Origin of the sequence: Methanobrevibacter sp., from assembly GCF_045577275.1 — an archaeon.
GTDB lineage: Archaea > Methanobacteriota > Methanobacteria > Methanobacteriales > Methanobacteriaceae > Methanobrevibacter.
Genome location: NZ_JAZNIB010000026.1, coordinates 1 through 6,013 on the forward strand (window position 1 = coordinate 1; position 6,013 = coordinate 6,013).

Below are 6,013 nucleotides of genomic sequence, written 5' to 3' on the forward strand. Positions count from 1 at the left end.
GATTTGTCTTTCCAAATTGCTACAAAAGCACCTACATTAGGCATTAGGAAGAGTTTGTACTCAACATGGAGCCCCATAGATTCCAATTGTTCTTTCATTTTGAGAATTCCACCATTATCTGGTGCGGTATCAGCAGCTTCAGCATCCCTTATGTAAGAATCTACCTTTTCTACAAATTCTTTGCCGTCATCTGACATTACATCCGCTTCTTCTGCTTGAAGAATGTCTTTAAGTTCTGATATTTTAGCTTCCATCTCATCAATTTCGATAGGGTCACGGCTGATTCCCCTTACAATGACAACATGGTCTCCATGAAATGCTGGTCTGGAACCTTTATATGCATTGAAATGTCCTATAATCTGTCCAGTAGTTTTTAATAATACATCTGACATAAAATCACTTTAAATTCTTTTTAAAATTAATTGTTTTTTATTTATTTTCATTATTATTTTTAAATCCTTTTTTTTAAAAATTTTATTTAAAAATATATAGTTATTTTTAATTAAGATAGTATATAAATTTTACAAAATTACTGAAAATCAATACTTTCTAAATGCTCTTTCGAAAATTATATGCATATGAATATTAATAGATAAGTATATTAAAATTAGGAAATGATATTATGGAAAATTTAGAAAATCAAAAATTCTGCCAATCCTGCGCAATGCCTATGACTGAAGAACTTTATGGAACCAATGCTGATGGATCTAAAAATGAAGATTACTGCATGTACTGCTTTAAGGATGGTGAATTCACATCTGACATGTCTATGGAAGATATGATTGCTTTCTGCAGTGAAAAAATGGTTGAAGTTCATCCTGATATTGATATGGATGAAGCTTTAAAAATGATGAATGAGGTTTTCCCAAACCTTAAAAGATGGGCAAAGGATTAAATTATTAATTTAATTCTTATCACTCTTTTTTTTAAATAAAATTTAAAGTTATTTTTTAAATATCAATCAAAAGCTATTTTTTAAAAAAATATTATTTTTATAAAGAAATTATAGTAAAAAAAGTAATTAAATAATAAAAAATTAAGTTTAATATTAAAAATAAACTTGTAAAAGTTATAGAAAAAAAATAATTGTTATTTTTTATCCTAATTATGCATAGTATCTTGTGCTAACAGGATATTTAATTTTAATTTCATTAATGATTTCAGCTTCTTCAGATTCTTCATTTCTAAGAGAAAGAACTGATCCCATTAAAATTAAAATTGTTAATAAAATACTTAATAAAATTATACTCATATTTCCACCTCTAGATTTTATTCAATTAGACTTAAACTTATTTTTATTTAATCGACAATATAAAGGTTTTCGAATGCAAGTACTTGCTTGCACCTTAAAATTGGGAAATAAAGATTGATAATTTTACTTTTTCTAAAATAAGTTTTATATATTGGTTATATTTGATTTAAATGTTTTTAAAAAAAGAAAATAGGAAAAAAAGAATTTTTCCTAAAATTAAGTTTTATATGGCATCAGCTATTGGTTCGATGTTATTGTTTTCATTGAATTTCATCAATTCATCATAACATGCTTTCCAATCATCAGGAGTTGCCTTTTCCATATATGCATAAATGACATATTTGTTGCCGTTATGTTCTGCTATTTCTAAAACTCCATAACTTAAACCGATATTTCCGCTGGTCATGTAATTCATTACATCTCCCATTTCACTTGAAGTGTGTTCTGTTGTGTTGTAGGTATTATTGTCTCCTTCAACTATAATGTAATCGGTATCGTTTTGTAAATAATACTCTTTAACATTATCGTCATAGTCCCAAGTGCATATGGTCATGCCGGTTTCGTTATTTGTAGAGAAAAATTCAGTTACTTGTTCAAAGCCATCATTAAGCTTAAAGTCTGCAGCGCTTGCAGCTCCAATGACTAAAAAGCTTAACAATAATAATGCAAAAATTTTTTTAATCATTTTTATCACCTAACTACTCCTTTTTTAATCATTATTTGTTTTGTTTACCTTTCAGTACGTATGAATTTAATTATAATATATATTCCAAGAATTGCACTGATGAGGAATCCGAAGAATCCAATAGCAGAAATATCCCATACTCTTGGTCCTTTATCTGCTAAAATTGCAATGGATGAACCAACGAGCAATGCAGAAACGATTAATGAAATGGATAATTGATCCTTCAATTCATCCAAGCCAGTGTGGTTCATATTTAACTCTAATTGTCCTTTTTCAAGCTTGTCAAGAGTGCTGTTAAGCCTATCAGGCAAGTCTTTTAATAAGTGTTCTATTTCCACAATATAGTTGAATCCTCCGCCTACAAGATTTCCTGGTTCGAATTTGGTTTTAATCATCTTTTTAGCAAAGCTTTCAAGTTCTTCTGTAAGATTGAAGTGAGGGTCCAATTTGTCCCCAGCATCTTCAATGAGCAATAGTCCTCTTCCAATCATTACGAATTCTCTTGGAAGAATTATATTGTGTTTAATCATTACATTCATTAAATTGTCGAAAATTCCATCCATTTGGTCCATATCAACGCCAATGTATGTATTTAGCAAGTCATCAACATCTGCTTTAAATTCATCAGTGTTCTGTTCAGGAGTTATGATGTTCATATAAAGCATTTGATTGATTAAATGGTGTGAATTTCCATCCAATAGAAGCAATACCAATTGAGCAAAATTGGATCTGAAGGTAGCATTCACAACTCCCATCATTCCCATGTCAATGTAACAAAGTTTGTTGTCTTTAGTTACAAACAAGTTACCTGGGTGTGGGTCTGCATGGAAGAATCCGTCAAGCAATACTTGTTTTAAGTAGGATTGGCATCCATATTGTGCGATTTCCTTATTGTTTATTCCTTCAATTTCATTGTCAAACAAGTCAGTTACTTCATATCCATCAATAAGCTCCATGGTGATGACTTTGGATGTACAATATTCTGGGTATACTTCTGGGAATTTGATGTAATCCACATCTGAAAAGTTTTTGGTTATTTTACCTATGTTTCTGACCTCTTCCATATAGTCAAGTTCTTTAAAGATGGATCTTTCAAATTCTTGAGCCATTGCAGGCAAGTTATATACTCTTGTTCCTGAAACATGCTTATCTAGGGTTCCAGCTAGCTTATTCAATATTTTTACATCAGGTTCGATTACATCAATGATGCCTGGCTTTTGTACCTTAACTGCAACTTCTTGGTCTGTTTCCTTTAATGTTGCCTTATAAACTTGGCCGATTGATGCAGAACCAAGAGGCTCTTCGTTAAATTCAGAGTATACCTCTTCAAGAGGTTGTCCAATTTCCTCTTCAATAACCGCTTTCATTTCTTCAAAAGGTGTTACTGGGGTATTGTCTCTAAGCAATTTCAAGTCATCTGCTATTTCATTACCAACTAAATCTGGCCTTGTAGCAAGTAATTGACCTAATTTAATGAATGCACGACCACACTCTTCCATTGCATATCTTAGGTCTGAAATTTCAAAATCTTCATCGTCTTCATTGTTTTTCAATAATTTTGCTAAATGGTGTCTTTTTGCAACACCCATAATCTCATCAAAACGTTGTCTTGATACTTTCTTATCTTCTTTTGCCATCTAATCGCCTTCAATTTAACTATTGGGGATTTTGTTTTTTTCTACATTAATCGGCAGTAAAAAATTTAAAATTTAACCAATTAATAGGTGATACGAAATCTAAATACACTTAATTAACTTAAAAAATAATTAAGTTACCTATATTCTTATTATTATAAAATATGATATATAAGGATTATGATATTTTTTTTAAATTTAAACAAATATAACTGGGTTTAGAAAAAATAGGCTTATTATTGTGTTTTAATTATAAAAATAACTTATATTATTTATTTAAATGTAAAAATAGAATGTTTTTTGTTAGAATAATCAAAATATAAAATAAAAAATAGTAAAATAATAAATAATTTATAAGCCTTATATTGACTAATCCTATAAAATAGTAAAAATAGTTCTTATTTTTATTAAGTATAAATTAAGCAAATAAGCAATATTTGCATGTGTTTTAAAAGAAAAAATAAAAGTTTAATTAAGTTTCATGAACTTAATCTTAACTTCTCATTATAACTTAAGTATTTTTAAACACTTAATTTTGCTTCTTATTATAAATTAAGTTCTTCTTTAAGAGAACCTAAAGTGGAAACTTTTTCTGCATAAGCATTGTGTCTGTGAATACTTTCGTGGTTTTCTTGTCTTGTAGTAATCAATGTGTCGTCAGGCAAGTATGAAAACTCTTCAATAATCTTTTCATTCATTGTTCTGACACAGTCTTCTACAAATACGGGATTTTGATGAGCACGCATTACAACGGCATTTTCATCAGGACGTTTTAAAAGCTCTGAAATAGGGGAACTCATGGATGATTCAATAATCTCAATCAATTTTTCACCATCGATGTATTCCTTTTCAGGAACTTCTATTAAGATGGTTCCCACTCCTCTTTGGTTGTGAGAAGCGAAAGTTACAGTATCCAATACTTTTTCGCATGTTTCTTCATCTAAGAATTTTAATAAGTTGCTTTTATCTACTTCTCTTACAGATTCTTGTGCACATGGGCATACAGTCATTCCAATGACTTCAGCACCAATAGCTTTTCTAATGGTGATGGTTCCATCATCTTCACGGATACCCACAGCATTAGCTATTAATTTAGCCATTTCCTGAGATCTATTATCTGTTACTGGGGATTCTTTCATGAACATGTAGTCACTAATCATATTTACTTCAACACGTTTAGCGTATTCATGCTTCTCAAGCATCCTATTAACGATATCCGCACAAAGTGATTCAACACCGCCGGAAGCACCTTTAGCAACTTCATCAACAACTTCACTGATAGCTTCAGGAGTTCTAGACATATGTGTACCTTTTTGAGTGCTTGGCAAATCTACAAAAGCATCAAAAGTAGGTAATAATATGATTGGTCTTTTTTCTTTTCTTTTAAGAGTTAAAAGTTTTTTGACACCAGTAACACCTACTCTGCTTAAGTGAATAGGGATACGTGGTTCATCATCTTGTGTGTCTGGGAGACAAACTACCATTTTGTTTTACCTTCTTTAAATTTATTAAAAATAAATATAAATTTTTATTACAATAAATAATTACAATAAATTTCTACAATCCTTGTTTTTAATTTCTTATAATAAAATAAATATTTTATTTTCTATATTTAGAATACTATAACTTTATATTTATATATTTTTTGTTTGATTGTTTAGTTTTTATTCATTTTTTTAGAAATAGAAAAAAGTAAAAAATAGTAAAAAATAGTAAAAATAGTAAAAATAGTAAAAAAATAGTTAAAAATATTTTAAATTGAGTTTATTTTTTAAAGGGGTTTGAATAATAATTAAAATAATTTTATAATTTTAAAAAGGGGTTAAATTATAAAAATTATTTAATTATTATCAGTTTGAATTTGTTTTGCACTTAAGATTAAAGGATATTTGCAGATCCAATATCTTCTTTAACGATATTAAGTACAGTTTGTGTAATTGTTTTTTCAATACATCCGGATTTAAGTAATTCTTTAAGGAATTTATCTAATTCATCAGTATCTTTAAATTTAGCAATTACAATAGCATCATATTGGCCAGTAACGTCATAAAGGCCTACAACGTTTTTATTGTTTGAGATTTCTGCTTCCCAAGCTTCTAATTCTTGACCTTTTACGTTTACACCGATAATGCTTGTAAGTGCATAACCTAATTTCTTATGGTTTAAAACTGGTGCGAATTTTTCAATTACTCCAGATTTAAGCATCTTATCGATACGATTGTGTACAGTTCCTACAGAAATTCCTAAATCACGTGAAATTTGCCTGTATGAAATTCTAACATCATCATTGATGATCTTTAGAATTTTAATATCAGTTTCGTCCAATTTGATTATTTCTTCATTCTTTTTTGCACACATAGTTTCACTTTTTCAATATTTGTCTAATTATTCAAGAAAATTATAAAATTTAATTTTTTTATATTATTTTCTATGATAATCTAT

The 6,013-nt window shown here is 28.9% G+C and carries 7 protein-coding genes; 1 reads left to right on the forward strand and 6 read right to left on the reverse strand.

The window, feature by feature from the left end:
• Window positions 1–392: DUF2120 family protein (locus ACKI67_RS00955; RefSeq protein ID WP_407461514.1), on the reverse strand; the 392-nt coding region annotated here is incomplete at its 3' end.
• 230 nt (window positions 393–622) lie between these two features.
• On the opposite strand from ACKI67_RS00955, the gene ACKI67_RS00960 reads away from it, so the two are divergent.
• Window positions 623–895, forward strand: a complete 273-nt coding sequence (locus ACKI67_RS00960) for a zinc ribbon domain-containing protein (RefSeq protein ID WP_407461515.1) — start codon at window positions 623–625, stop codon at window positions 893–895.
• A gap of 210 nt (window positions 896–1,105) precedes the next feature.
• Here the strand turns inward: ACKI67_RS00960 and ACKI67_RS00965 are convergent, their stop codons facing one another.
• The 5 genes from ACKI67_RS00965 to ACKI67_RS00985 form a co-directional block, all read right to left on the reverse strand.
• Window positions 1,106–1,252, reverse strand: coding sequence for a hypothetical protein (locus ACKI67_RS00965; protein ID WP_407461516.1), 147 nt, complete (start codon window positions 1,250–1,252; stop codon window positions 1,106–1,108).
• Window positions 1,253–1,475: 223 nt separating this feature from the next.
• The gene (locus tag ACKI67_RS00970; RefSeq protein ID WP_407461517.1) at window positions 1,476–1,937 is read right to left on the reverse strand and encodes a hypothetical protein; all 462 of its coding nucleotides are present in this window, start codon (window positions 1,935–1,937) and stop codon (window positions 1,476–1,478) included.
• Between the two features lie 44 nt (window positions 1,938–1,981).
• The gene (locus ACKI67_RS00975; RefSeq protein ID WP_407461518.1) at window positions 1,982–3,574 is read right to left on the reverse strand and encodes an ABC1 kinase family protein; all 1,593 of its coding nucleotides are present in this window, start codon (window positions 3,572–3,574) and stop codon (window positions 1,982–1,984) included.
• A gap of 542 nt (window positions 3,575–4,116) precedes the next feature.
• Window positions 4,117–5,055, reverse strand: a complete 939-nt coding sequence (gene mptA / locus ACKI67_RS00980) for a GTP cyclohydrolase MptA (RefSeq protein ID WP_407461519.1) — start codon at window positions 5,053–5,055, stop codon at window positions 4,117–4,119.
• Window positions 5,056–5,449: 394 nt separating this feature from the next.
• A complete protein-coding gene (locus ACKI67_RS00985) occupies window positions 5,450–5,929 on the reverse strand; it encodes an Lrp/AsnC family transcriptional regulator (protein WP_407461520.1) in 480 nt (159 codons plus the stop codon).
• Window positions 5,930–6,013 lie beyond the last annotated feature (84 nt).